18 protein-coding genes and 3 pseudogenes are annotated in these 23,608 nt (G+C 62.0%); 10 read left to right on the top strand and 11 right to left on the bottom strand.

Annotation, left to right across the window (positions count from 1 at the left end):
• On the bottom strand, nucleotides 1-211 hold a 211-nt coding region (locus RJ1_RS34700), incomplete at its 3' end, for an RNB domain-containing ribonuclease (protein ID WP_174695057.1).
• A gap of 605 nt (nucleotides 212-816) precedes the next feature.
• Between RJ1_RS34700 and RJ1_RS34695 the strand changes: the two genes are divergently transcribed.
• From RJ1_RS34695 to RJ1_RS34690, 3 genes are all read left to right on the top strand, one after another.
• Complete coding sequence (locus RJ1_RS34695; RefSeq protein WP_073366964.1) at nucleotides 817-1,005, top strand: hypothetical protein; 189 nt, start codon at nucleotides 817-819, stop codon at nucleotides 1,003-1,005.
• A gap of 251 nt (nucleotides 1,006-1,256) precedes the next feature.
• On the top strand, nucleotides 1,257-1,454 hold the full coding sequence (locus RJ1_RS49045) for an ATP-dependent DNA ligase (protein WP_338049602.1): 198 nt from the start codon (nucleotides 1,257-1,259) through the stop codon (nucleotides 1,452-1,454).
• Nucleotides 1,433-2,206, top strand: a complete 774-nt coding sequence (locus tag RJ1_RS34690) for an ATP dependent DNA ligase (RefSeq protein WP_338049612.1) — start codon at nucleotides 1,433-1,435, stop codon at nucleotides 2,204-2,206. The genes RJ1_RS49045 and RJ1_RS34690 overlap by 22 nt, the downstream gene beginning before the upstream one ends.
• Nucleotides 2,207-2,227: 21 nt before the next feature.
• On the opposite strand, the pseudogene RJ1_RS48180 reads toward RJ1_RS34690, so the two are convergent.
• A pseudogene (locus tag RJ1_RS48180) lies at nucleotides 2,228-2,320 on the bottom strand (HNH endonuclease); the annotation flags it as partial.
• A gap of 126 nt (nucleotides 2,321-2,446) precedes the next feature.
• On the opposite strand from RJ1_RS48180, the gene RJ1_RS46970 reads away from it, so the two are divergent.
• Nucleotides 2,447-2,596, top strand: a complete 150-nt coding sequence (locus RJ1_RS46970; protein WP_162850399.1) for a hypothetical protein — start codon at nucleotides 2,447-2,449, stop codon at nucleotides 2,594-2,596.
• A 272-nt stretch (nucleotides 2,597-2,868) separates the two neighbouring features.
• Here RJ1_RS46970 and RJ1_RS34685 read toward each other — a convergent pair whose 3' ends face one another.
• Complete coding sequence (locus tag RJ1_RS34685) at nucleotides 2,869-3,054, bottom strand: hypothetical protein (protein ID WP_073366963.1); 186 nt, start codon at nucleotides 3,052-3,054, stop codon at nucleotides 2,869-2,871.
• Nucleotides 3,055-3,494: 440 nt separating this feature from the next.
• On the opposite strand from RJ1_RS34685, the gene RJ1_RS34680 reads away from it, so the two are divergent.
• Both RJ1_RS34680 and RJ1_RS34675 read left to right on the top strand, forming a co-directional pair.
• Nucleotides 3,495-4,139, top strand: coding sequence for a ScbR family autoregulator-binding transcription factor (locus RJ1_RS34680; RefSeq protein ID WP_240320049.1), 645 nt, complete (start codon nucleotides 3,495-3,497; stop codon nucleotides 4,137-4,139).
• A gap of 701 nt (nucleotides 4,140-4,840) precedes the next feature.
• On the top strand, nucleotides 4,841-5,776 hold the full coding sequence (locus RJ1_RS34675; RefSeq protein WP_073366962.1) for a ScbA/BarX family gamma-butyrolactone biosynthesis protein: 936 nt from the start codon (nucleotides 4,841-4,843) through the stop codon (nucleotides 5,774-5,776).
• A 40-nt stretch (nucleotides 5,777-5,816) separates the two neighbouring features.
• Here the strand turns inward: RJ1_RS34675 and RJ1_RS34670 are convergent, their stop codons facing one another.
• From RJ1_RS34670 to RJ1_RS49410, 3 genes and pseudogenes are all read right to left on the bottom strand, one after another.
• Nucleotides 5,817-6,464 carry a ScbR family autoregulator-binding transcription factor gene (locus RJ1_RS34670; RefSeq protein WP_073366970.1) on the bottom strand — a complete coding sequence of 216 codons (648 nt, stop codon included), beginning with the start codon at nucleotides 6,462-6,464 and terminating at the stop codon, nucleotides 5,817-5,819.
• Between the two features lie 907 nt (nucleotides 6,465-7,371).
• A pseudogene (locus RJ1_RS49040) lies at nucleotides 7,372-8,306 on the bottom strand (PDDEXK nuclease domain-containing protein); the annotation flags it as partial.
• A 25-nt stretch (nucleotides 8,307-8,331) separates the two neighbouring features.
• Complete coding sequence (locus RJ1_RS49410; protein ID WP_420820365.1) at nucleotides 8,332-8,532, bottom strand: zinc finger domain-containing protein; 201 nt, start codon at nucleotides 8,530-8,532, stop codon at nucleotides 8,332-8,334.
• Between the two features lie 892 nt (nucleotides 8,533-9,424).
• On the opposite strand from RJ1_RS49410, the gene mihF reads away from it, so the two are divergent.
• Entirely contained in the window at nucleotides 9,425-9,742 is a 318-nt protein-coding gene (mihF, locus tag RJ1_RS34655) for an integration host factor, actinobacterial type (protein ID WP_073366961.1), read from the top strand.
• A gap of 81 nt (nucleotides 9,743-9,823) precedes the next feature.
• Here mihF and RJ1_RS34650 read toward each other — a convergent pair.
• Nucleotides 9,824-9,998 (bottom strand): annotated as a pseudogene (locus RJ1_RS34650) (Lsr2 family DNA-binding protein); the annotation flags it as partial.
• Between the two features lie 547 nt (nucleotides 9,999-10,545).
• Between RJ1_RS34650 and RJ1_RS34645 the strand changes: the two are divergent.
• Nucleotides 10,546-11,025 (top strand): helicase associated domain-containing protein, encoded by a 480-nt coding sequence (locus tag RJ1_RS34645; RefSeq protein WP_073366968.1) that lies wholly within the window; start codon nucleotides 10,546-10,548, stop codon nucleotides 11,023-11,025.
• A 303-nt stretch (nucleotides 11,026-11,328) separates the two neighbouring features.
• On the opposite strand, the gene RJ1_RS34640 is transcribed toward RJ1_RS34645, so the two are convergent.
• Together RJ1_RS34640 and RJ1_RS34635 are read right to left on the bottom strand one after the other, a co-directional pair.
• A complete protein-coding gene (locus RJ1_RS34640; protein ID WP_073366960.1) occupies nucleotides 11,329-12,441 on the bottom strand; it encodes a site-specific integrase in 1,113 nt (370 codons plus the stop codon).
• Nucleotides 12,442-12,701: 260 nt separating this feature from the next.
• Entirely contained in the window at nucleotides 12,702-13,478 is a 777-nt protein-coding gene (locus RJ1_RS34635) for a site-specific integrase (RefSeq protein WP_255284930.1), read from the bottom strand.
• Between the two features lie 2,331 nt (nucleotides 13,479-15,809).
• Between RJ1_RS34635 and RJ1_RS34630 the strand changes: the two genes are divergently transcribed.
• The gene (locus RJ1_RS34630) at nucleotides 15,810-16,730 is read left to right on the top strand and encodes a ParA family protein (RefSeq protein ID WP_073366958.1); all 921 of its coding nucleotides are present in this window, start codon (nucleotides 15,810-15,812) and stop codon (nucleotides 16,728-16,730) included.
• Nucleotides 16,727-17,446 carry a hypothetical protein gene (locus RJ1_RS34625; RefSeq protein ID WP_073366957.1) on the top strand — a complete coding sequence of 240 codons (720 nt, stop codon included), beginning with the start codon at nucleotides 16,727-16,729 and terminating at the stop codon, nucleotides 17,444-17,446. The genes RJ1_RS34630 and RJ1_RS34625 overlap by 4 nt, the downstream gene beginning before the upstream one ends.
• An 863-nt stretch (nucleotides 17,447-18,309) precedes the next feature.
• On the opposite strand, the gene RJ1_RS34610 is transcribed toward RJ1_RS34625, so the two are convergent.
• Together RJ1_RS34610 and RJ1_RS34605 are read right to left on the bottom strand one after the other, a co-directional pair.
• Nucleotides 18,310-19,167 carry a ParA family protein gene (locus RJ1_RS34610; RefSeq protein ID WP_073366956.1) on the bottom strand — a complete coding sequence of 286 codons (858 nt, stop codon included), beginning with the start codon at nucleotides 19,165-19,167 and terminating at the stop codon, nucleotides 18,310-18,312.
• A gap of 120 nt (nucleotides 19,168-19,287) precedes the next feature.
• Entirely contained in the window at nucleotides 19,288-20,886 is a 1,599-nt protein-coding gene (locus RJ1_RS34605) for a ParB/RepB/Spo0J family partition protein (protein ID WP_162850225.1), read from the bottom strand.
• Nucleotides 20,887-23,608 lie beyond the last annotated feature (2,722 nt).

The following is a 23,608-nucleotide window of genomic DNA, read 5'->3' as shown; positions in this document are numbered from 1 at the left end:
GCTCGGTATCGCGGCCGAGCATCGGCACCGTCCGACGGGGCAGATACCTCGATTCACGCCGCAGGAACGCCGTCGCATCGGCATCAGAACCTAGGGCCACCACGTTCGCGACCCCGGCGATGTGAACCTCCAGCCTCCACCCCGAACCATCGGCGAGCTCGGTCACCGCAAACGCATCATCACGATCGAGGGCCTCGGACCGATCGACCATCAACAACGGCACACCGCTATCGGACACGGCGCCTCCTCAACAAGAAATCGGCAGCGACACTGCACCTGAAACCATCAGTACCAGCGACGGACATCAGTGTCGATCACCTCTTTTCTTCGGCGCCCGCGATCCCGGCGGACTTGCCGACGGACCGCCAACGCCCTGTCGAGGCAAATTCGTCCCGGCCACTCCGGTTGCTGCACATCCCCGGTGCCGGTGCAGGTCTTGCCCCTTCATACCCGGTGCTGCCGGATCTGACGAACACCGAACCGCTTCCCACCACAAGCGTCCTCCAGGGTGCACGCTCGCGTCCGACCAACACGAACAAGTCGACCACCTCGCTCCACAGAGTAGATCTGGTCTAACACCCGGCCCGACGACCCGACGCGAGGCGCGCCGTGTATTCCGTGAGTGTTCACGCCCGTCCTACCTGCCCAGTCGTCCTGAGCGTCGGGAACGCCACGCCGACACCGATCCCTCGCCCAGTAGGTTCATGGCCGCAAGAATGGAAAATGTTGTCGCTGAATCGAAGTCGGTCATGATAGTTTGTGGACAGATCCGACAAAGGTGCCCGAACCCAGAGCGGCAGTGGCATATTTCTGAGTATGCCCAGGTACCTGGTAACGCTCAGCGATGGAACATCGAGCGAGAAGTCCTTCGAATCGGACTTCCACGCGATCAACGAGACGCACCGCCCCCATGCACCCCGGCGCGGCATCGCCCAGATCGACCGCTACGGCAACGACGGAACCCTGGCCCCCGTGTGGCCATCCCCCACAACCGAGCCCAGCTGAACACGCATCACTCCTCCAGTTCGACGGCAGGTGGGCATCGAAGGACCAACCGCCCCTCCCGTGCCAACATTCCGTCGATTTCTCGACAACGGAGCCGGCGCCCCCGGCGACGCCCGCACCGTGACGGCGCCGCCCGCTACCCCTCCTCACACACATCCCGCCCCAGCACACTGCCGACGGCAGATCACAGGGGCAGAATCAGAAAGGTGCCCGCCCATCAGCCCGCACCACCTCTCCGCCCGGTAAAACCCATGTTGGCGACGCCCGGTCCACCACCGAGCGGGGACGACTGGGCAGTGGAGATGAAATTCGACGGTGTACGCACCATCGCCACCATCACCGCATCCGCGGTGCACCTGTTCAGCCGCAACAACGCCGATATCACCGCCGCGTACCCCGAGATCACCACCGGACGGGACTCTCCAGGATCGACCCAGGCGGCGGCCTGATAGTCGACGGAGAGATCGTCGCGCCCGCCGCCGACGGCGGTCGACCACGCTTCGACCTGATCCAAAGTCGGACCCTCATCCAGCGCCCGCCGGCCTCGCCGCAGCGCGCCGCACCGGTCGCCTTCTACATCTTCGATCTGCTGACGCACCGCGGGGCGCCGATCCTGCAGCGGCCATATCTCGAGCGCCGACAACTCCTGGCCGACCTGGACCTCGCCCCTGGCGGTGAATCGCTGCAGGTGCCCCCACACTGGGTCGACGTCGACGGCGACACAAAGCTCGAGGAGGCCGACGAGCTCGGCCTCGAAGGAATTGTCACCAATAAGATGACCGCCCCCTACCAGCCGGGGCGCCGCTCACCAGATTGGGTCAAGACCCCGCTCCGCAACAGTGCCGAGGTGATCGTCGGCGGCTGGGAAGCGACCAGCCACGGTGGACTGCGGTCGCTGATCGTCGGCGCCCACGCGCACCAGATCGGCCTGGTGTACGTCGGGCACGTCGACTCGGGCTTCACCGAAGCCCACCGGCGGCGAACGCTGACGATGCTCCGCCCGCTCGAACGCCCCACCAGCCCCTTCGACACACATGTTCCCGATGAACTTGCAGCTCACGCCCGCTGGGTCGAGCCGGTTCTGGTCGGCACCGTCGAGTACCGCGAGTTCACCCCGGACCGGCGGCTCCGCCATCCCTCGTGGAAGGGATTCCGCGCCGGGATAGCCCCCAGATGGGTGACCATTGAGGAGCTACCGTAGTCCCGACCGCGATGATCTGTCTCAGCAGGAGTGCAGAACTCCGCTCATCGCATCCTTCTCCGCCTGGGTCACCCACAGGTTGTAGAGCGCTTTGACGTCGATCTGCCGGGAGACTTAGACAACCAGGCGGAGTGGCACATGACCGAACTTGTGGTGTAGAACATAGTCGGTCGCGATGTGAACCAGATCACATACGTGACCGTGAGGCACACATACCGGCAACCGACGAAAGCAGGACGCATGGCGACAACCTCGATGACCCCGACGACTCGCACCGCACCGCAGGCTCCTCGGCGCGGCGGCTCAATGAGCACCGCGGAGATCAAGTCGAGGATCGAGGCAATGTTCGCCGATGACCGGCGGCCCACCCGCCGCACGGTCACGAACTGACGAATTTCGCTGCCGTCAACAACGGGGAATTGATGATCAACGTGGTGCTATCGGTGACGCTTCGGACCACGGCGATTGGCGGCACCGTCGCCCTGAAGGCTGCCCTGAGGCCAGCACCGTTGCGGTAATCCCAGAATTTCCGGCATCGCAACCAGGCCGCTGCCAGCAGCTACCTCGACCTCCGACCCATCAACCACATGCGGGGCGACCGCGCTCGACCGAGAGCAAACGCAATTGCGGAATGCCGGGTCACTGAACACCGTGGCGCTCAGTCATTTCGAACCCAGTTCGACGACGGTGATCAGTTCGAGAGGACCGACGAACACTGATCGAACGGTCAGCCCGACCCCGCCGCTGATCCCGACCAATTCCCGCGTCGCTTCCAAAACACGCGATTCGCGAAACGGCGTCGGCGCGATCTCGATCGCAGGCCTCGCCGTAAGAGCCTTGGCGTTCATAACTCTAACCTTCCAACGCGAAACGTAAAGGCCGTGACAGTCGCACCCCAGAATGGGGCAATCACGCACGCGTCCGAAACCTCCGATGATCGGATCTGCCCACGCATCCCGACCCAGTCATTCTGCGCGGTGATACGTTGACAATCAACGGGTTTCGACTGACGTCGCAACCATGCGTCCCACCAGCAGGCGCTTATCGCCGCACCGTCCTTGCGCATGAGCCGACTGCGATGGCGCCTGTGGGACAGCCCCGCCCTTTAGGTGCACGTAGGCCCCCGGAGCGACCGATGTCATCGCGCCGCTCGATCACGGAGCACGGCCCTGCGAGGACCTTTCCTTCTCGCCTCATGCACGACAGAACAGGACACTCGTCCAAGTTCTCAGATCTAATACCAACCTGTAGGTTTTGATTTGAACCGACGTCGAGGAAGGAGCATCTCTTGCAGAAACGCGCGATCGCCACGCGGCACGCCGTGTTGGCCGCCGCAGCTGAGGTGTTCAACCGCGTCGGATACGTAAACGCGGGCCTCCAAGAGATCATCAACGAATCGAGGGTGACAAAGGGCTCGCTGTACTTCCACTTCAGCTCGAAAGAGCAGCTGGCACGGGCGGTCATCGACGAAGGCTGCGCACGCCTCCAAACGGCATGTTCCCTACAATTCGACTCTCGCACACCAGCACTAGAGGCGTTAATTGGGATCTCATACGCGATGATCGACCCGTCCAACAACGACGTCCTGATGTTGGCCGCGTTTCGCCTGCTCAACGAGATTGGAGACTTCCGGGGCACCGGCCACGTGGTCTTCGATCAATGGACCTCGACGTACCGGACACTGTCCGCGAGGGCAGTCGAAGAAGGCGACTTCCGCGCTGACATAGACCCCGACGAGGCTGGCCGACTGCTGCTCGAGATGGCCTTCGGTACGCGCTTACTGTCGGTCGCGACCGACACTCTGACGGAACTGCCTGAGCGCATGACAACCGCATGGAAAGTTCTTCTCCCTGGATTAGTAGACGGCGCGAAGGTCGACTACTTCTCCCAGTTCGCCGCTCGACGACTGTCCGCGTTCCTCGTATCCGCCTAGCGTGTCGCGTGTCCCGGATTGGCCAATTCGATGCGAACCCGGATGGACTCCATCGAGTCCGTTGAGCGACTAAGAATCGCCGCCGTTTGCAACCGCTTGCCGAGATACGACGACACCGTCACCCTGACCGGACAGAGCCGCATTGCGCAACGTTCCCGGGAAGGACTCGAAGCCGCTGATCGGTACCGGCGGCTTCCCCCATGTTTGCAGTCGATCGGATAGACAAATGCCCGACGCGCCACATCCGGTCACAGACGCTGTTGCTGTGTGCGTGTTCGTCGTGGGCAATCGAGAGGCCGACTCATCTCGATCATCGCCTATGCATGCCGACGCCACATTCGTCCAAACCGCACGCATCCGGGCAGACGAGAAGACAAAAAGTGCAACAACGCGACTTCACAGTCACACCGTCGGCCAGGCACCATTCCGCGTTGGCAAAAGGGCCGCAGCACAGTCTCCGCCGACCAGCACTCGAGTACGATGTGCGATCTGTTCTCGCTGAACGCCGCAATGCTACGCGCTGGTCACGCGTACAAGCGGCGCCTTTCACCGCACGTTAGTCCGCGGTAAGCCTCCCCCTCCGAGGCGGGCCTTCCGTCAGATTGGTTCAACAATGGCACCCGACTGAACACTTGTCCGAGTCCAGTTCTATAGTTCGGCATCCCGGCGCATAGGACCGGTCGGTTTTCTACGGAGGGTTCGTGACGCGAGCATGCCAACCGCTACGCGAGGTGATTCCCGCTCTATCTTTCGAGCGGACGATAGCCCGCCGATACGTCCATCGGCAGGCCATCGCCGAGGTCTTCCTCACCGATTGCGTCGAACTATCACAGCCGGACCAGTTCGCCATCGCGGCGCAGTGGCCACGACTGCACGGCTTCTACCGCGCAAGGGGCGGCATATATGACCCGATGTTGCTCACCGAAACACTGCGTCAAGCAGCGATCTACCTTGCCCACGTGCGATACAAGGTGCCCCTTAGCGGACGATTCGTGATGCAGGACATTCACGTTCGTACACAACTGGATGCTTTGGAGGTCGGGCCGTCACCAGCAGACGTGACGACGGTCGCCACCCTCTCCGATCTGGCGTACCGCGGTCAGGTGTTGTCGAGCTTCCGCATTGAACTGCAGCTTTGGCTGGCGGGTCGAGAGATCGGATCGGCGTCCGGTGTCACATCGGCACTTCCGCCGTCCGCCTACACGAGGGCACGATGGGGCTCCGCAGGCCCGCGCACCCCCGGCCCGGCGAGGTGCGGCACGGCCATTACACCTGCATTGGTTAGCCACGTCGAGGACCAGCACGTGGTACTCGGCCGGCAGACTGCGCGCGACGAGTGGGAGGTACGCGTCGACGTGACACATCCGGTGTTGTTCGACCATCCGCTCGACCACCTCCCCGGGATGCTGCTCCTGGAGGTACTACGCCAGGGCACGTTCGCCACGTTCGCCACGTTCGAAGTGCGGGACGCACACCTGGAGTCGATCGACGCAGTGTTCCACCGATTCGCCGAGCTCGACCGACGCACGACCGTCCGGATCCAGATCCTCAACGAAGATGCGTTGTCGGCCCGCGCAGTAGTCAGGCAAGAGGGTGTCGACGTCACCACGGGAACCGTACGATTGGCTCGTCGCTGAGCGCCCAGTCCAGCAATCGCGCCGCCGCTCGGTGTTGGAGCTAGATATTTTGGGCACCGATACTGCGGGCCTTGCGGATTCGGCCGATCTCCGAATGCCGGGCTGGGGGCATGACCCCGGGTAGCAGATACCCCCACATGTCGTCGACTCGCTGCTCGAGGTCTGTGCGCTGCGCGAGCACTTGCGAGACGGTCTGGACACCGGTGAAGGCGCCGATCACGAACCGGGCGAACCGTGGTGGATCGATGTCCGGCGCGAGGTCGCCTTGATCCACGGCGCGCCGTGCCAGGTGCTCGCAGGTGTTGATCCAGTCCAGGTAAGGGTCGGCGGGACCGTGGTCGTCGGCACTGAGTTCAAGGGTGATCCGGATGCCGGCGCGCACGATCGGGTCGTGCACGATCTGCCGGGCCATCTCGTGGCAGAGCATCACAATCTGCTCGATCGCCGAAGCTTCTTCACGTCCGATCGCCTCCACCGAAGCGATCGAGGTCGCGTGCTGCTCGGCGACAATGCACCGCGCCAGTTCTTCCTTGGACTTGAAATGAAAGTACAGCGCACCCTTGGTGAGGCCGGTGTTCTCGATGATGGTTCCCAGACTGGCTCCGACGAAGCCTTGCTTCTCGAACATCTCAGCCGCTCCGCGGACGATTTGTGCTCTTGTCGCCACAGCTCGCGCTTGTTGTGCCAATGCCACACCTTTCCTGCCCCTGTGAGCGAGAAGATCCGACAAACGAAATTACACACCCCGTTTGGCGGCACGAACGCTACCAGCGCTCGGCGAGGTAGTTGACGGTCGTATGACCGTACGCCCCTGGGGATCTCCCCGCCAGTTCTCGTCGCTGCATTCATGTTCTCTCGGTCGGTGGCACGGCGTGGAGTAAATCCGCAGAAGAAAACCATTCGTTTGGTTTTGGTGTTACAGTCCTCTTGTCGCGGTGGTCACGCGACAAGAGGAAACCGGGGAGACCGGCGGCTGGGTGCAGTAGTCAATCTCATGAGGGGTGGGTGGACTTCTGCTCCCGGCCGCGGTCGTATCACCTCAGACCGCCGGAGCTGACTCTCTCCCCACACAAATCGTCCCCTCAGACGCCGACGGCCAACTCCGAGAACGGGGTTGGCCACTCGGCGTTCCAGCACCTAGTTGGCGGCAGGTGTGCTGCCCATTTCCGATTGATGTCGACTTCACACAGCACCAGCTCGATAGCACTCTCCCGGTGATCGAGCTGCGCCGCCGAGACCGTCCACCAATTGATCCGACCCTTCCGGCGCGTTTCCGTTGCTGGCCGGGTGTGGCGTTCTCGATGAAAAGTCGAACGGATTGTGGATCTTGTGTGGTGCCCGACCTCTCGACCTCGTCGCGATCTACGACATCGGGAGGCGCATCGCGATCTCGGGATGGCTCCGACCGCGACCAAGCGCCGGGTGATCAGTATTTGTCCAGCGGTGTTGGACAAATACTTCGGGCGGCGGTGCTCCCCGCCTTTCATGGAAGTCTGCACCTTGGGGCTCCGCGGCACGTGTCGAGCACGTCGTCAGCGACTTCCGCCCGGAGGCGTTCGACTAGCCAGCTAGGTCACCTTGAGTCGACCTCCGAGTCAGTGATCGACGTCGCCGCGCGATGAAGGGCTCTCCTTCAAGCTGGTGAGGGTCTCGCCCACAGCGGAAGCGAGTTCAACATCGGTGGGAACGAATTCACGGACCGGTGCCGGCAGGGGGTCGTAGGTGTAGTCGGCGACCGCCAAGGGTGCGGTGGTCCCGGCCAAGGAGTAGCGGACGACATTGTCGTTCCGTCCAGCGCACAGCAGGAGCCCGATCGTCGGCGCATGCTGGTTGTGGTCGCGCAGGTTTGCGTCGATCCACGACACATAGAAGCCGAGCTTGCCGACGTACTCGGGCTCGAACCGGCAGACCTTCAGCTCGACCACGACGAAACGGGCCTGGATCCAGTTGAAGAACACCAAGTCGATGTACCGCGGCGGGCACTCACGGGCCAGTTGACGCTGCGCAGCGGATCGCCGGGGGCGTAGAAGTCGTCACCGTCGACGTCGAAGTGGTACTGCCGGCCGACGAACGCGAAGCCGTGCCCGAGCTCGAGCAGGAACCGCTCCAACCGGGCCATCAGCGCGGCCTCGAGTTCTCGCTCCGCGACCCGGTCGGTCAGATCCAGGAAGTCGAAGACGTATGGGTCGCGGACCAGTTGCTGCGCCAGGTCGGAGTCACCGGCCGGGAGGTGGTCGGTGAAGTTCGATGGTGCTGCCCCGATCCGCTGGTCGAGTCGGTTGCGGATTTGATGGGATAGGACGTTGCGGGACCAGCCCCGCTCGAAGGCCGCGGCGGCGTACCAGTCGCGTGAAGGCTGGTCGTCGAGACGGTCGACGAGCACGGTCACATGTCCCCACGGAATTTGTCCAACCGCTTGTTGGACGAATGCGCTCCGGGGCCATGCCGAGGCGATCTTCCGCATGTAGTGCAGATTGCTGCGGGAGAACCCGCGCATCTCGGGGAACTTGGACCGCAGGTCAACCGCGAGCATTCTGCACCCGTTGCCTCATGCGTTACGCCCCCTGCTCACCATCGTCACGCCCCGAATCGGGTCGATCATCTGGAAGTTCATCCTTATCAGGCCATTTCGCGAGTTTCACGCGATGTAGACACGGGATCTTGCGCACGTACCCATCCTTGGTGACACACCGCTCGCCGATCCCCACACGACAATGCGGACAGGGAATATGAGCAACGAACTCGAACGGATCCATCACTCACCTCCAACGACCGCTACCTCGCCATACGCACCGTGACCGAACAGGGCGAATCATGCCGTACCGACGCAAACATCACCACCGAACTCCGCTGCGCAATCGATTCGGCGCGCCTCAACCCGGAGTTTCGCAAGCTTTCGCAGGACATCTATTGCGCCGGCATGCATAGGCATAGCGCCACCCACGCGACAGGGCCGGCGCTCGAAGTATCCACCCTGCAGGAGAGCGCTTCGGTGGAGAGCACGGATTGGGGTGGCACACGCGAGATCGCCTCTCGAAGTCGCACAGCAAGGTTCCAGAACGAGCGGGTACCACCTCAACCGAACAAGTAACTCCGTCGATCCCAAGAGTGCGCCACAACCCCATGAAGGGGGAGGCCCAATTTCAATCGAGCATGCGGGATCGAAGAAACGACGGCAAACTGCATAGTGGTTCCACCGGGCTGAAGACGGCGCGAACGGCGGCAACACACCGATTTGGCCGCATCGACCTTCCCGAACTCGACCTACTTCGATGACGTCACACCACCCTGACGCTCCGCGAGCTGATGGTTCAGCGGAATCATGACGATCCTCCGGCGGACACCCGCCACCCGCGTCCTCTGCATTCGTCTCAGCCGCAATAGCTTCCGCTTGAGGCGGATCTGCTCGGCGATCATCAACCACCCCAGATGTAGGAACATGTTCGCTGTAAGTCAAGGACGTCCCTCGCCAGCGAGGGACTCACACCTATCACTCCATCACCAACGGACATATCCGGCGGACGTGAAAAGAGACACCCGAAAATCAGTCCCAAGTCGATCAGTGGACGGGCATGTCCGCCCGACCTGGCACGATGACGAGGGACAGCCGGACAATCTGGCTGAACAACGCACTAAGGAGCAACCCTCATGGCATTGCCTGTCTTAACTCCGGAACAGCGCGCCGAGGCACTGGCGAAGGCAGCCGAAGCACGCAAAGCGCGTAGTGAACTCCTCTCAGCTGTGAAAGCTGGAGACCTCAGCGTCGAAGCGGTGCTCGCTAAGGCCGAGACCGACGAAATCGTAAAGAAGACGAAGGTGTCGGCACTGCTCAAGGCGCTCCCCGGCGTCGGATCGGTGAAGGCCGCGAAGCTCCTTGAGGAACTGTCGATCGCCGAGACCCGCCGTATCGGCGGACTCGGAGCGAACCAGCGCCAGGCACTGATCGAAGTGTCGTCCGCCTCCTGACCTTGGCCTGATCACAGCCTCCGGCCAACGCGAAATGAGCTGGCTGGAGGCTGTTTGTCGTATTCACACGTCAGCGTGAAGTCAGTGTGCTGCGCTGTACGCTTCCTCGATCTGAGCGGGGATACGTCCACGTGCGGACAACTCGTATCCCTCCGTGGTTGCCCATTCTCGAATTTCCTTTCGCCCGCTTGCGCCCCTACGAGGGTTCCACCGCGGGAGTCGCCCGACGTTTCCTACCATCGACCCGAGTTGCATACGGCCACTCCGTCGCTCTTCATTCGCACGAAAACTCCGAGAACCTGCCGTAAGTCGACTTCAGCCTTCAGGCGTAGACGTTCAGAGATAGCCCGTTACTCCTGCGACCACGGCCGGGTCACAGCGAGCGGATTCTGCCGCATCTCGGCGGCTGAAGGACCAGTGCAACAATGAATTTTGCGGGCCGGATAGAACCCCGCCTCAGATTCAGAACCCCAGAATCCGCGAGAGGCAACGGCGTACGACCGTGACGCATCTCAACAGTGCCGCGTGCCATCGCCCGCTGACCCCTTCCGTCCGAGCACGCTGGCAAGCGCAATTGAAATGACCTTCACGCACTTGTGGACCCTCGGATCCCGCACCGCTCAACACAAGGCCGGACAGCACGATCGAGCGGTCCGAGGCGTGCCGAGTCCAAGTCCCAATCTGGCGGTCGCCCCACTGTTCTCCGGGTGATTTTCGTGACATGCGGTCAATCCGGTTGACATACTTGACGATGGGCCTATCTACTTGACAAATATATGGTTTTCAAAGAAGGACTGATTTCGATGCGAACTCAGCGGTCCGCGGCCTCGGCGCTGGAGCTGTACTCAGCTTTCCGGCAGCAATACCCTCGAACCCCAATTCCGGAGAACTACGTAACTGAGTGCGGCTTCCGGCTCGGTCGCTGGCAATACCGCCAGCGCGTTGCTCGGATGCTCGGCACTCTCCCGGCAGAGCGAATTCATCAGCTCGATTCGATCGGATTCGTGTGGAGCGAGGATGATGCTCCTCTCCCTGCCGTGACCCGGACCGACAGCAAGCGACGTCGAATGCTGGCCGAGATCGCCGCTTATCGAGAGCAACACGGCAATGCACTCGTTCCCGCGAACTATGTCAACGCTGATGGCGAGCAGGTAGGTCAGTGGCTCTACCGGGCGGTGAAGAAGTGGAGAGCTGACGCGCTCCCTGACGAAGAACGTGGCCCACTCGCACTTCTTGGAGTCTCACCGGGACCGCGACCACGCGGACCTAGAACCGCAGCGTAACCGCCGACGCACAAATGAAGACACCGATCCTGCGCTCGCAGTGATGGCTACCGGCGCCTACGCATCTTCGTGAGATCTGAGTTGCAGAGGTCCCGGGTGCTCCAGGTGCCGGGAATGTCGCAGATCACCCGACGGCGGTTCTGACACAATGTGCCCCGGGGCATCGCATACGTCCGTAGTGCACGATGGAAATTCGCACCACTGCTCGGGTCTCAGGCACGGGGGCTGTTCATTGAACTCTCATCAGGATCGAGCCGTCACTCCGGACTTGGATCATCGGCCGGCGGTCGCACCGATCCAAGACTAGGACAGACCCATCTGAGCGAGTAATTCCTCAGTGCGACTGAGGATCGCGTCGGCCTTCCGATCGATGTCCTCGAAAGTCTCAGTAAGGTCCCCCAATGCCCGGACATCTGCATACTTCCGTGCGATGGCCGCTTCGTACTGCTCGGTGAGCTGATCCGGGTCGAGCGATACGCAGTCCGTCTCGTTCTCGGAGCTGTCGCCCGAAGCTGGAGACACCTCACCCTCCAACTCGATCGCAGCAGATGTCGTATCTGGCGGATCGGATCGGGTGTGCCTCGATGAGGCGGTGCCCGTCAGATATGCGGTAGCGATCGCCGAAACCGACTTGCTCGACACCCCTCGGCGATCGCGGCGGAGTGCAGCGAAATGCCCCCACTGATCGAAGCTGGGCAACAGGGGACCGTCTTGGCCCTCACACAGACCCGGAAGCTTCCCATAGGACTCAACCGTGTCATCGGAGATTTCGTGAGCACTGGCAAGACTTCGAGCGAGCACGCGGTTCGAGGGGTAGCGATCAAAGAACGCCTGCAGCCGCGCCCATCTCAGATAGATCGCGACGGGGCAGCAACGAGGGTTGTCCGCCAATGGATGGAGGTCCACATCGTGCCCGGCACCAACGGTCACGATGTTCCCGTCATACGTGATGTCGCTACGTTGAAGGTGCCCGACTTCGGTCGCGGATATTCCGACGATGCAGTTGAGAACCAGGAGCAGCGCATCCCTTCGGCCGAATAGTCCGTGAGGCCAACCGACCGTCGGCACGGTCGGCAGCACCTCGCGTGCGGCGCGAGAGAGTTCGTCATGCTTTCCTGCACGCGCTGACAGCGCCTGGCGGATCATGCGCGCAGAACCAGGCGCTGGGTATCCGCTGGCGGTGTGAACCCAATTGATCGCTGTGACACGGCGCCGTTGGGTGGCACGGGCCGCCGGATGCGCATCAAGGAAGCTCGCGAGAGCAAGAGGATCAGCGGGCAGTGCCGATGCCTGGAGCGCTGTGCACCAATCAGCGAAGAGAGCCCAGTCGTATCGGTAGCGTGAGCCCTGACCGCGCCGGGCGAACAGCGCGGAAATATCCTGCACGCCTTTGAGTTCTGCCTGCCCGATCGCCACTGTATGAGGTTATGCAATCCGACGTCGCCAAGCACGCACCCGAGTCACTGTGTCGCAACAAAGACCTCTTGCCGCCTGAGACGGGTCCACCGCGCGAATTCGTTCGGCGGTCACCCGCGGGCGTGTGCTGCGGTGCGAACGATGAACTCCGCCACAGCACCCTCGCCAGGCCGACCCTTTTCCCGGTGAGCTCCATGAGTGTTGTCGGCCCGGCGCCAACTTGTTCCGACGCTCATGCCCGACGCCCGATGCTATGCCACTCAGCCCGTGCGGCGAATAGTTCGGCAAGACGGCGAATCATTGTCCAGGCGCTCCGCAACAGACCCGGCCCGCAACGACTCTCCCCCGACCCGTTCGACGAACTCGCTTGAATGGCCTGCGAGCGCTGCGCGCCGGCGAATCGCGGCGTGGATCGCAGCCCCCGATAGCGCGACCAAGTTGATGTTGCCGTTCGCGCGGATGGCGCGGAAAACGGGTACCGCCGGACCGTTGACGCCTGGCGCCGTGGAAAGGCAGACGTGGCCTTCGAACTCGTCGTGTTGGTGGAGCAATCGAATTACACCCGGACGACCGAAACCGTCGGCAGCCGAAACCACCTCGAGCCAACGCCCGTATGCGCAGGGAACGCACATTGTGTGGTCCGGCGATGACTGGACGTGCTTGACCAACCCATCGCCGGCAAGGTCCTCCTGCAACCGAGAGCTCCGGATTCGCAGACCTCCGTCGCGGCACCACGTCACGTCGGCAACGGTGAGCGTCGACAGCTCGCTGCGCCGAAATTCAAACGCGAAACCCAATAACAAGAGTGCGCTGTCGCGACGCTCTCGCGCACGCTTGACCCAGGTGGTCGCATCGCGGCGACTCGAACCGACAATTCCTTCGAGCTCGCCGATGCGAAGTGGGTGTGCCCGTTTAGTTGGGCGGTCGCCGTTCTTTCTGTATTCCCAACGTGCGTTCGCGAGCGCATCCTTCACGCAGGGTGACCGACCTGGCACCGGCAATCCGCATACGCGATGCCAATAGTTGATGGAAGCCACCCACCGACTCAAGGTCGCAATGGAGTACATCCGATCGCCGGTCTCGGACCTCTTCTCCGCACTCTCACGCACATAGTCAGAAACCGCACGCGGATCGGTGGGCATCAACGAAACTTCGCGAGGTGCACACCAACTCGCGAACCTAACCCAGTCCTGCCGGTAGTTTCGCGCAGTGCTGGCCGATTTCATTCGGTCGAGTTCAGCGGTGATTCGAGCATCAACTCCTGGCAACGAGTTCGTCGCTCCGCCGACCGCGGGAACAGCAAGCATTACCTCCGCGGACGGCGAGCTTCCAGGGTGTGAAGCATCTTGATGGCTCACGTGCACATCATGACAGGCGTAGGCGTCGACTTCGTGGATCTCCGATGAACTGCGCCGCGATCGCGCCGCCACGGTCGAGGGTATCCCGTTGCTGGAAGTGGTGATGCACCGTGCATCACCCCTGTCACTGCCGCGGTCAGCGGTGTCACCGCTTGTCGGAAGTCGTGATGCACCGTGCATCACCCCTGTCACTGCCGCGGTCAGCGGTGTCACCGCTTGTCGGAAGTCGTGATGCACCGTGCATCACCCCCGTCACTGCCGCGGTCAGCGGTGTCACCGCTTGTCGGAAGTCGTGATGCACCGTGCATCACCCCCGTCACTGCCGCGGTCAGCGGTGTCACCGCTTGTCGGAAGTCGTGATGCACCGTGCATCACCCCCGTCACTGCCGCGGTCAGCGGTGTCACCGCTTGTCGGAAGTGGTGATGCACCGTGCATCACGCAGTTGCACCCCCGAGTGTCCACTCCCCATCCCCCTTCGACGCTCGAGCCATCCCCCGATGGCTACTCTGTACGCGGCGAGAGTCCGGCGCCGCTCCACGCAATTGACGATCACAACTTCCATCGCTGTGGTGATGTCTATACTCTGAGAAGGGCCCTGACCTGGGAAGTCCCCGTAACATCGCGTTCTACGATTCTTTTAGCGTGGGTCTGATAACCGATTGCGGAAGTGACTGGCCGCAGGTCCTTTTGTTCGGGATTCCGCCGGACTCCTCGTCGCCGACGAGGAGTCCGGCGGACGTATATGCTTGCCCGACGATCCGCACCGAAACCTCCTGGCCAGGCATTTCGTGGCCATTGGGCACACTCCCTTTGGCCAGCACGACATGTGTGACGGTTCCCAGTTCGCCGGCATCAATTGGTCACCGGCTGGTTCTGCAAGACCGATACCTAGAGCTAGTTGATGCTGACGTAGCGAGTACGTCCGACTTTCCCCCGGTGTAGTCGGAATCCGCTGGAGTTCGTCCGTTTTCCTCGATTGGGCGCTCGATGAGGCCGATCGCAGGGAAGGTGCGTACCCTGCCGGTATTACGTCACGTGACGTAATATCGGACGGGTGCAGCGCCGTTCCAATGCTGGTCAGCCACAAGGTTCACCCGGGTATCGGTGCGGCTACCATGGCGCGTCCCGGGGACATGCTTCACCGATCATCGCACTAGCCGACGATTCCATCATCAGGTCGTGCAAGTGACCAGACGTATGGCCTTGCATATGGCCTTAAGTAGGCGTCCGTGGGAATCTTTGCAGGAGTCGAACATCGACACCATCTGTGAACAGTCTGCGCTCGTGGTGGCGCTCAGATTGAACCTCGGCCAGCGCCTCAGCCCCTCCCCCAGATCGGGGATACGGCAGAAGAGGCCACTTCACCTCTCTGAGCAGGAGGTTCTTGATCGGCACGGCGCAGAAGCCGCGTGGCCGCCTTCGACTGCCGCTGGCAAGAACCAGGTTCCTGTATCCGCTGGAAAGCGGTGCGGCGAACGACTCATCGCCCTCCAGTCTCGTGCCGCGGAACGCGCAAAGGCCACTCCCCCAATGTGCAAAGCCAAGCATTCGGGAGGCCACACTGCCTCCATCCGAGTCGCTTTGGTGTGCACATTGGGAGCGAAAAATACCTTCTGACATGGATTTATGTCTATGACACTAGATATGGCCTTAGCTATGCCCTAGGCAAGTACCTCAGCTCTGGGCGGACCGAAGATCCTACCAACGCCCTGATCAGGAACCTCTACATCGACCATCTCAATCACCTTGACCATGACCTGGTCAACCACCTTTGAATCAGCCATGTGCATGATCGTCATCCCGACCAATCCCACGATGGTCTACAAGACCTTTGTCATCACCAGTCGACAAGACCAAGACAAAGATCCGTGACACAGCCTTCCCAACTACTCCTGAACAGACACGGCTCATCGCCTGAGCCACGGTGGCACTCATGACGTGTTACACCCCCTTATCCAAGGGCGTGTCGTTGGCCGTCCCACCTACCACACAGTCGTACCGTGCTAGGCATGTCACCAACGCAGCTCCCGCGCAGTCTGCTAGTCGCCAACCAAAAGGGCGGTGTCGGCAAGAGCTCAATCGTCGCAGCGGTCGCAGCCATGGTCTCAGCGGCGGGACGCCGGGTACTCGTCGTTGACGCGGACCAGCAAGCGAACGTCACAACCTCGGATCTGGGTGCCGAGGGGGACAACGGGAAGAGCCTCAGCATGGCCCTTCAGTACGCACACCCACTAGGACCCATCAGAGAGGTCCGACCGAATCTCGACCTCATCTCCGGGGGACCGGCACTCGCGGTTATCGGCGCGATCGCGGCCACCGCCGCCCAATCAGGGATGGATCTGCGGGCCAATCTCGTCTCCGCCCTCACCGAATTGCAGTCAGTCGAACACTACGACCTCATTCTGATCGATTCAGGCCCAGGAGATGCCCCACTACTCGACGCACTGTTGGGTACCGCGCGGTATCTCCTCGTGCCGACCAAGGAAGACGATGCAAGCTTGTCCGGTGTGGAGCTCCTCGCAGCTCGCTATCTTCGAGCGCGTCAGAGCGGTTCCCTCATCCAACTTCTCGGTGTCGTTCTCTTTGATGCAAACCCTCGCGCGACAGCCCGGAACCGTGAGATTTTCGAGCAGGTTGAGGATCTGCTCGACGGCAGCGGCGCTGCGCCGTTCAACACCTTCATTCGGTCCGAAAAGGCAGCCGCCGTTGACCTCCGGAACGGTCACCTGACCCCTGCCGAACTGGTCGCCGCCGCCGAGGACCACCTGAAGAATCGGATCCAGCGACTACGCGACAAGAAGCGCATCGGCGAGCGCTTGTGGTCCCGAGACCCCTCCGGTCTCGCAAGCGACTACCAATCACTTACCCGCGAAATTCTCAGCCGCATAACGTCGGCGGAGAAGAATGAAATCTCCGGGGGAGTGGCGTGAGCGCCCGACGCCGGAAGGCTGCATTCAACCCGGGCGCCCTTGGAGATCTCGATGACTTGCTCCCCACGCTGAGCATCGTCACCGAAACGGTCGACGAGACCCCGCAATCCGCGCCCTCATCGGACGATCAAGAAGAAGAGGATGCGAAGGCCGTCGCGAAACCCTCACCCCTGGTGTTGCCCGAGCCGCCCGAATCAGACGACGCCTCGCCAGAATCAAGGAACGTCGAACCTGAAGCCGCCCAACCGCAGTCTGAAGCGTCAAAGCCGGTCCTCGCACCCCGCCGAAAGCCCAAAACACGCAACGACAGCAGCACCGCACCGATACGGACCGCTCCTCCTGAGGTCTATCTACCCCCGGCGGTGTACACAGCACTGCGCCAACTCACGCTCGAGGAACGGCAGCGCGACCGCGCGACCGCGCGACCGTACGGCCAAGTGGTCCTCGATGCAGTTGAGAGGCACGCTGGCGAACTTCAACGCCGTTGGAGCACAGAAGAACCTCAATCAAGCGCTGGGCTCTTCAAGCGGCGGGAGACCAGTGCACAACCGCGCCGCCGACGGCACAGCGAAATCCAGGCTCGTGTACCCCTTGCCGGGATCATTGCCTCCGATACCGCAACACTCGATGCGCTTGCCGAAGAGTGGTCGGCGGGTAGCCGCAGCGCGCTGGTCGAGCACGCACTCCGCCTGTATCTCGGTGTCAGGGCTGACTGAGACCGACAACCGAACCGGGGCACGCACGTCGATCATCGAAAGCGGCGAAGTGGTGGGCGGGGAGGATGGCCCCGGTGGAGACCCCTGTCCCGATATGGTGACGCGGTGACAGTGACCGCAACCAGGTTCTCCCGAGACACAATCGTGGGTCTCGTCGTGCTCCTCGCGTTCGGCCTCGCAGCGCTCGGACCCGGTCTCTCGATGGGCTGGAGTTGGATCTGGGGCCGCAGCGTTACCTCGGTTGCCGGGATCTCGTTCCTGATCATTTTGATATTCGGCGGCAGCGCTGCAACCGCGTACGCATGCCGTGGACTGTGGAGCCGAATCCGTCGCCCATCACGAGATTGACTGTTCGCCACGACACGATCAGCGCGAACGAACCCGCCGATGCACTATTGATCGCGACGAGGCACCGGACGGCCACCACCTGATCCTGGCTCGCAACCCACGGCGCGGCGCGCGACACTCGATCGGCAACCCCTGGTTGGACCATGACCATCCAGCACAGGGCTCCCGCGCCGCCCAATTACGCCGACGACGGCTTGCTACGCCAATCCGCCCTGCCCTGGAGACTCTCCGCGCCGGGCGCCCTACCTCACACCGCCTTACCGGGCTCCAACGGCTCAGCATCAGGCTGGATCGCGCGACCATCGTTGTAGGTCTCGGCTATCACTCTCAGTTGCGCAGCGAACGCCTCCTGCGTGAACTGCATCAGAGAGTACGGCCGCCCAGTCTTGCGCCGCACGAGGCGTACAGCGGCCCGGGCGAGCGCGTGCAGATCATGAGGCACATTGACGGTACTCGTCCCACGCGAAGGCCGCATATGCCGCCCAACATCGTTCACCACAGGTGGCCTCCAGCCCCTACGCGACCACTGCCCGTTGTCCGAACAGACCCAGCTTCTGCATGTGAGTCAGCGCGGCTCGGTAGTCGCTGGTGACCGTCTTTGCCCTGTAACCGTAGATCGGCACCGGAACGTAGTTCGTGTAGGCCTCGTCCACGATGCTCGCGCGACGAATCGGAGGCGTCACCCGGTCCTCGTACTCACTCAGCAGATCGTCCATCTGCTCACGGTAGACGTCGCCGATCGGCGGCACCGCGCAGGGAACGATAGACAGCAACGGAACATCGACTCGGTAAGTCCGCTTGATCTTCCGCAATTCCTGCTCCAACGCCGGGATGCCCTCGTTCTCCTTACCGGACGGCTTCGTGCACGTGATCAGACCCCACGACCCGTACGGTCCTTCCTCCTCGACCGTTGTCGCGAGAATACCGGCGATCACGAGAACATTCAGAGAGCCGGGGGAGTCGATCAGGGTGACGTCGACCGGATCCGCTTCTTCGAGGGCGTCACGCAGATGGAGCACACCACCGGTCACCGCGGGCAACTCCACGATCAATTTGTCGAGCGTGTCGCGGGCGGCGGGCACAATCGTGAGGTTCGGAATCTCCTCATATACCGGTTCGTCACCTTCGTCGTAGCCCCGAAGCACCCGCGCGGGGCGTTCGACCTCCTTGATGGAAGCGTTGCGCCGCAGAACATCGGCAGCGGTCTTGCCAGAGGCCTCGGGATATCCGAGCCACGTACTCGCGTTTGCCTGACTGTCCATGTCGAGAACTCGGACGCGGTATCCATCCTGGGCGAGCAACGTCGCGGTCGACGTGACCGTCGTGGTCTTGCCGGCACTACCGGACAGGGTTGCTACAGCGTAGGTAGCCACGGGAACTCCTTGTGGTTTGAAGGTTCTGGATTTGGTTGATGTCCACTTCCGGGTGATGCACGGTGCAACACCCGGCGGAGGGAGATACGAACGTCGGTGATGCACCGTGCATCACCGGGATCACTCGGCGACCCGAAGCGCGCGTCGCGCAGCGTCGAGGCGGGCTTCCTCCCAGGCGGTCGGCTTATAGTCGGCTCGCTCAGACAGCAAGTCCAGATACGTGAGGTCCGACGGCCCCCACTCGCGAGATCCATCCGCTGCCGCAAGTTCATAACCTGCGACCGCGCAGGCCCAGGCAATCTCACTGCGGCGCTTCTCGTCGCCGTTCTGAGCGCTCACCCGGAACTCGGTCGCGTCGAGACCCTCCAGCCGCACGTATGCCTGCGCCAACCGCCACCCCTCCGCACTCGTCGCGAGCGCGGAAACGCCATATGCGTACTGGTCGATGAAGTAGGTCACCAACTTCTCCCGCGAAGGGACAGTTGCCACGAGCTTTATGCCCGCTTCGCGACGCGCCTTCACTGCGGCCGCCCTCGCTTCCGCCTCTAGCTTCGCGGCATCCTCAACCTCGTCAGAGGGTTTGTCGACCGCATAGTAGACAAGCGTTCCCTGACCCGGATCAATCGCGCCGACGACGTCGGCGCTCGCGAAATCGACATCGGATACGTCGAACAGACGATGCTCATGAAAGCTCGCACCGAACCGCTCGCGGGGATCCACAATTTCGAGACCCGCAGCCAATGCTTGCGCGCGCGAGTTCCGCTCGGTCAACACACGTTCAGCGGCACGCGTAGGGCTCATTCCGCGCTCCGCAATCAGCGTGAACGCCGCGAGTTGCTCGGAACGACGGGCGTCCGTGTCCTGACCTGGTTCCCCCTTCTTCTGCCAGCTTCGAGCAGGACCGTAGGGGAGTGCTCCCGCCAAAGCGGCACCCTCGGCGCTGCGAATCGCGTCCTCCGCGATCGCCGCCTGGACCTCGGGGGCAAGAAGTAGCAGCGACAATCGCCTGGACACGGTCGCCTGATCGACGCCGAGCTTCTCGGCTATGGCGCGCTGCGACAACCCCAACTCGGAATACCGAGCGAACATCTGGGCCTCAGCGATCTCCGAGAGATCCTGGCGTCCGAGATTCTCCAACGTCATGGCGTCGAGGTCGCCGTGATCGTCCATCACTGCGTCATCGATCACCGCCGGAATTGTTGCCAAGCCGGCTGCAATAGCGGCGGCGCGGCGACGGTGCCCGTAGATGACGACATACTCGGCATCGTCACCAATCGCGTGCGCGAGGTCGGGCCGTTTCGCGAGGAATCCCTCCCGGGTTACGAGCAGCCCGGGAACCTTGATGCCGCTCGCCCTCGCACCATTGACCAGTTCATCCCACTTCGGATCACCAGTCTGAGGCTTCGACCTGTCCGGATCGTTGAAGGGGTGTGGGACGGTCTGATACACCGGCACCTGCACAACAGTCTGACCATCGGCGGCTGCCAGACCTACAAGTGCGGCGGTGATGCCGCCCGTATCTCCGTCACCATTAGACTGCGCAGGGACACCGGAGGATGCTGCGGCGGCGAGTTCCTCACTTTCCTCGCCGCCCGCGTATTTGCGAAATCGACTCGCCGTCTTCCTACCTGCCGGTTTACGCGCGGCCGGCTTGCGCTTCACCTCGGCCGGACTGGTCGATGAGCTGGCCACCATTTCGGATGTAACTCCGGCGTTCATCGTCCTCCATTCTCGAAGCATGCTTTGCATGTATTTGAGAAGGAGCGTACTGGGAACGAACTGCCTCCGTTGGTATCTCCTGCGGCGTGTCGCACCTTGGGTGATGCACGGTGCATCACCCAAGGTGCGCGCCTGGTGATGCACCGTGCATCACGGGCCCGTTCACGCTCCGACGAGCGTGCCATCAACTCACTACCCAGTAGTCAACGCCACCGGCGCCGGGCGGGGACCCCTGGTGATGCACGGTGCATCACCGCGGAGGGTTGCACCTGGTGATGCACGGTGCATCACCAGGGTTGGTTTCACTGCCAAATCAACCCTCAGCGGTCTAACGCTTACGAGTGAGGAACGGGCCATTCACCCCCGGGGTGATGCACCGTGCATCACCGGATGGTTCTCACTCAGAACTACCCAGCTGCGTCGACTGGGGCCATGCCGTCCGCTCAACTCCTGCGAGTCAATGGCACCGAAACCAAGGTCGATAGTCCGCCGTCCGGTGATGCACGGTGCATCACTCAAGTTGGTTTCACTGCCAGTTCAATCCTGAGCGGTCTAACGCTTACGAGCAAGAGACGGCTATTCAACCCTCGGGGTGATGCACGGTGCATCACCAGAGCGTTCACTCTCAGAACCACCCAACCGCATCGACTGGGGCCTCATGCCTTCAACACCACGAGTCAGTGTCACCGGAAACAAGGTGCACAGTCCACCCGGGTGATGCACCGTGCATCACCCGGGGGGTATCGACGTGATGCACCGTGCATCACGGAACCGTTCACACTCGGAACGACCGTGTCATCGACTCACTACCCAACAGTCAACGCCACCAGGTCACCGGGCACGGACCCCTTGGTGATGCACGGTGCATCACCCAAGAGCGGATCGGGTGATGCACGGTGCATCACCAAGGGATGGCTCACGATGGATACTTCATCCGCTTGCTGACTCAGCCTGCACGCCCACGCTCACACACGAAGCGCTCAGCAAACCTTCTTAGCCACTGCTTCAAGCTCCGCGCCGGGAGGCTTATCAATTAGCGGGCGCCGATGCCATTTCGGTGGCCCCGCTACTTCGCCGAACGCCAAGCTGTCCAGTGGCGATATACGCAGGCGAACTCGACTCGCTCCAGTCGGCAAACGCTCAATACGGGATCCCGGACAAGTAGCAATCTTTGCCTAGTGCCAGGCAAAGGACTACCGCGGCAAAGATCGCGGCTTCATAGCCGGCCAATGCGACTCGGATCATGCGCCGCTCGATCCGTCCAGTCGCGAGTTGGCTGGATCCTGCAGTCATCCGCACCGTGTGCCCCTGCCGGCGAACGTCAGGACCCGTCCGACCGAACTCATGGGTGATGCACGGTGCATCACCCAACAGGTTCAGGCCAGCAACTCACGAACCAAACCCCCGAGGTTCCAGCTCGGCGTCATCGCATCCACGCGACCGCATAGGAGTTGTCGGTTGCCAGTACCCAAAAAGTTGTCGCCGATCATCCGTAGCGACACGGACGACAGACTAGACGAGCCCCGTGAACTGCCGCCGGACATAGACACGGACACGGACACGCGACTCCGCATCCTTGTTGGAATGGCGAGCACGCATCCACGCGGGTTTGACGTCGCACCCGAGGAGCTGATCGATAGCACGCCTTCACTGCTTACGTTCACGCCCGTCGATGTTGGACAGCGGCTCGACGTCCATCCTGCAGTGCCGCTCGCGTCCGAAGCCGACGCCTTCGATCGCGGCAGAGATGGTCAGCTTTCCGACACCAATTTTGCGCCGAGCCTGATGCGACAGTCACTTGACTCAGCAGCTTCGAAGGATGGTGGTCCAGTGGGTTCGTGGGTTCCATCGTGGCTGACAGTGTGTTCGAGTAGGCGGCCCTGTAGCGAGGTACCGCGGATCTATTCGGGGGAGGGGCACCCAGCACTCGCGGTTCTCATCGCGGACGACAAATGCTCTCCGCCGACAGTCATTCGACTCAAGATTCGCCGAACGAGACCCCAGTAGAGGCGGTGCTGTCGATCAGTTCGCATCAGTCACAGGCGCATTCAAATTGCGGTGGGTCATGCGCTTCGTGCATTGCCGGCGTTGTGCTAGCGCTCAATCTGCAATCTTGCTGCGGTCCGTGAATCGTGTCTCACGCGGGAGCCCGGTGGTGTCCCTGTCAAACGAGGTGCCAAACTACTGCTGGTCGGCTAGTAGTCCATGCGCACCCTCGAATACTTGCGGTGAATCGGTTCGTAAACCCGTTACCGCCGAATAGTTTCGACATCGGTCCGACTGCGGACACACAGGCACGGTTCACCCACCCCTCGTCAGGATCAGCGGCGAACCGATCCCGATCGCCGTGCTTCCTTGCGCGTAACACTTCACCTCAGCTTCGAGGGAGCGGGCAAACGAAACTGCGGCTCACTCGCGTTCTTTGCTTGCAGTCAAAGGCTATGCGACAGACGGAAAGCGACGCTGGTGTCCGGAGCGCACGGACAGTCAACCTGTCCTGCCGATGGCAATTAGTGGCGGTGCTACACGCGAGGGTCGCGGACGCGGTCAGACAACGTCCTGAGGTCTAGGAAATCAGGTGGGGTCGTTGCCTTTCTGCATTCCACTCGTAGCCGGGATTGATCCTTGGACCGGCCACGCGCATTGCGGTGGCAAACGACGATGCTGCGAATCACCGAGGGACATCTGACCTCCGCGCGTCACCTGCGCCAAACTGGTTTGC

This window comes from Rhodococcus jostii NBRC 16295, from assembly GCF_001894825.1.
In the GTDB taxonomy this organism is placed as follows: Bacteria; Actinomycetota; Actinomycetes; order Mycobacteriales; family Mycobacteriaceae; genus Rhodococcus_F; species Rhodococcus_F jostii.
The sequence above is the reverse complement of the archived record's forward strand: the minus strand, read 5'-3'. Positions and strand labels throughout refer to the sequence as shown.

What these genes read in the sequence shown, in the direction of transcription:
- RJ1_RS34605 (WP_162850225.1), bottom strand. Translation starts at nt 20,886, where the DNA reads ATGAACGCCGGAGTTACATCCGAAATGGTGGCCAGCTCATCGACCAGT.
- RJ1_RS46970 (WP_162850399.1), top strand. Translation starts at nt 2,447, where the DNA reads ATGGCGACAACCTCGATGACCCCGACGACTCGCACCGCACCGCAGGCT.
- RJ1_RS34645 (WP_073366968.1), top strand. Translation starts at nt 10,546, where the DNA reads ATGCGAACTCAGCGGTCCGCGGCCTCGGCGCTGGAGCTGTACTCAGCT.
- RJ1_RS34695 (WP_073366964.1), top strand. Translation starts at nt 817, where the DNA reads ATGCCCAGGTACCTGGTAACGCTCAGCGATGGAACATCGAGCGAGAAG.
- RJ1_RS49045 (WP_338049602.1), top strand. Translation starts at nt 1,257, where the DNA reads ATGTTGGCGACGCCCGGTCCACCACCGAGCGGGGACGACTGGGCAGTG.
- RJ1_RS34685 (WP_073366963.1), bottom strand. Translation starts at nt 3,054, where the DNA reads ATGAACGCCAAGGCTCTTACGGCGAGGCCTGCGATCGAGATCGCGCCG.
- RJ1_RS34630 (WP_073366958.1), top strand. Translation starts at nt 15,810, where the DNA reads ATGTCACCAACGCAGCTCCCGCGCAGTCTGCTAGTCGCCAACCAAAAG.
- mihF (WP_073366961.1), top strand. Translation starts at nt 9,425, where the DNA reads ATGGCATTGCCTGTCTTAACTCCGGAACAGCGCGCCGAGGCACTGGCG.
- RJ1_RS49410 (WP_420820365.1), bottom strand. Translation starts at nt 8,532, where the DNA reads ATGGATCCGTTCGAGTTCGTTGCTCATATTCCCTGTCCGCATTGTCGT.